Here is a 2,211-nt window from a genome sequence, read left to right as displayed (position 1 = left end):
CTTCAGAGCAGACCCCGGACTCGAGCTGACCTACTCGCTGATGACGCTGGTCGAGCGGATTGACGATGAGCGGCTGAAACCGGCAGTCGCCAGCCGCACGATGACACTTCGGGGAATTTCGCTGAGCGCCGCCGTGTTCAGCAGAGGGCTTGTCGACCGGACGGGCGAGTTCGATGAGGATTTCGAGCAGGCTGAGGATACCGACTATCTGCTGCGCGTTTTCGAGGCGGGACCGAACTACGAATTGTTGGACGCCGTCGCGATCTACTACCGACGCCATGCCGGAAATGTCACCAAGGAACATAGCGGCAGGGTCCGCAACCACTTGCGTGCAATCCACAAGTCGATGCGGCGGCGCAAGGCCGATCCGGCACGGCGAGAGGTCCAGGGAATCTTCGAATTGAAGAGTCCCACCGATTGGCGGATGCTATGATGCTCGACACCATCAAGTCGGATCAGCCAAGCCCGGAATGCTGCCGGAGACGCCCATGAAGCTGAGCGTCATCATGCCGGTCTACAATCGCGAACAATTCGTTGGCCTCGCGCTGCGCTCGCTGCTCAGGCAGCGCGAAGACATCGATCTCGACATCATCGTCATCGACGATGGGTCGACCGATGGTTCGGCAGCCGTCGTACGGTCGTTGATCGACGAGGCCCCGTGCATTCGTCTTTTCCAGCAGAGCAATGGCGGCGTCACAAAGGCGCGCAATGCCGGGCTGAAGCAGTTGCTGCCGCAGACCGGCCTGGTGTCGTTTCTCGATTCGGACGACATCTCCCCGACAGGGCGCTTCAAGGCGGATCTCGCCTGCTTCGGAGAAGATCCTGGCCTGGACCTGACCTATTCGCGCATGACGTTGGTCGACAAGATAGATGGCGAGACGCTGGAACCGGCCGCCGACAGCCACTCCATCACCGTGCGAGGGATCCACCTGTCCGCCGGGATCTTTGCGCGAAACCTCATCGAGCGCACCGGAGGTTTCGACGAGGATTTCAAACAGGCCGAGGACACCGACTATCTTTTGCGTATCTTTGAGAGCCAGACAAAATACGTTATGCCCGATACGGTGGCTCTCTACTACAGACGTCATCCCGGCAACATGACCAAGGAAGCCGATGTGCCCTTTCGCGAGTTCATGCGCGCCATTCACAAGTCGATGAAGCGTCGCAAGGCCGACCCCAGCTTGCGCCGGGTGGAGGGGATTTTCGACTTCAAGGATCTCGCGCAGTGGCGGTTCCTTTGATGGCAGGCTACGGCGTTGTCATTCCGGCTTTCAACGCGGCCGCCACCATCGGCGCTGCCCTGAACTCCGTTCTGGCCCAGACGGCAAAGGCGGAGGCCATCGTCGTGGTCGATGACGGTTCGACCGACGATACGGCTGCGGCGATCGAAGCGATGAACCTGCCGGTGACGGTGCTGCGACAGGACAATGCCGGACCTGGCAGCGCAACGACCCGCGGCATTGCGGCACTCTCGACGCCGCTCATCGCGACGCTCGATGCCGACGATTTGTGGCTGCCGGACAAGATCGAAAAGCAGCTGGTCCATCTCGACCGTCATCCCGGGACAACGGGCGTCTTTACGCATTGGCGGACGTTTCGCGGCGACAGCCCCGATTTGCCCGATGCGACCAGTGGAGCTGGCTGGTCGCGCACGACGATGATGATCCGCCAAGAGGTGGTGCAGAGCGTCGGTCCCATCATCGACCCACCAGGCGGTCGCGGCGAGATGATCGACTGGATCGCCCGGGTTCGTGAGGCAGGCTTTGCCCTTGCCATGCTCGACGACGTGCTTGCATTGCGCCGCATCCGTCCGGGCAGCCTTTCCTACGGCCGCGATCCGGCACGCGACCGGGGCTACCTCCAGGTCGCAAGGCTCGCCATGCAGCGGCGAGCCCAGAACAAGGCAGGTTCCAGTTGAACGCCACGCCCGTTCGCCGCATCGGCCGCCGCTTCCCGGACTATGGCTGGTCGTGGCCCACCGGCCAGCTGGACCTGTTGCTGAAGGCGGCGCTGCTCTCCGATGAGGACGCAGCCGCTGCCTGTGCCGCGCGCTGGCTGGACGAGAACGACATCGATCTCGTCTCGTTTCGAGAACATCGCCTGCTCGCCGCCATCTCCGACAGGTTCGGCAGGAAGCTGGCCGGGCATGCCGCCCATCCGCGCCTCGTCGGCCTGCAGAAGATGCTGTGGACGAAGTCGCGCATGGCGATG

The 2,211-nt window shown here is 62.6% G+C and carries 2 protein-coding genes and 2 pseudogenes; all 4 read left to right on the top strand.

The window, feature by feature from the left end:
* A pseudogene (locus EN984_RS31930) lies at positions 1–433 on the top strand (glycosyltransferase family 2 protein); the annotation flags it as partial.
* Between the two features lie 55 nt (positions 434–488).
* A complete protein-coding gene (locus tag EN984_RS31925; protein ID WP_127267347.1) occupies positions 489–1,241 on the top strand; it encodes a glycosyltransferase in 753 nt (250 codons plus the stop codon).
* Positions 1,226–1,918: a glycosyltransferase family A protein gene (locus EN984_RS31920; RefSeq protein WP_245480162.1), complete on the top strand. Its 693-nt coding sequence runs from the start codon at positions 1,226–1,228 to the stop codon at positions 1,916–1,918. Before EN984_RS31925 ends, EN984_RS31920 begins: the two co-directional genes overlap by 16 nt.
* A pseudogene (locus EN984_RS31915) lies at positions 1,915–2,211 on the top strand (hypothetical protein); the annotation flags it as partial. The gene EN984_RS31920 and the pseudogene EN984_RS31915, both read left to right, overlap by 4 nt.

The organism is Mesorhizobium sp. M7A.F.Ca.CA.004.12.1.1 (genome assembly GCF_003997835.1).
GTDB lineage: Bacteria > Pseudomonadota > Alphaproteobacteria > Rhizobiales > Rhizobiaceae > Mesorhizobium.
The sequence above is the reverse complement of the archived record's forward strand: the minus strand, read 5'-3'. Positions and strand labels throughout refer to the sequence as shown.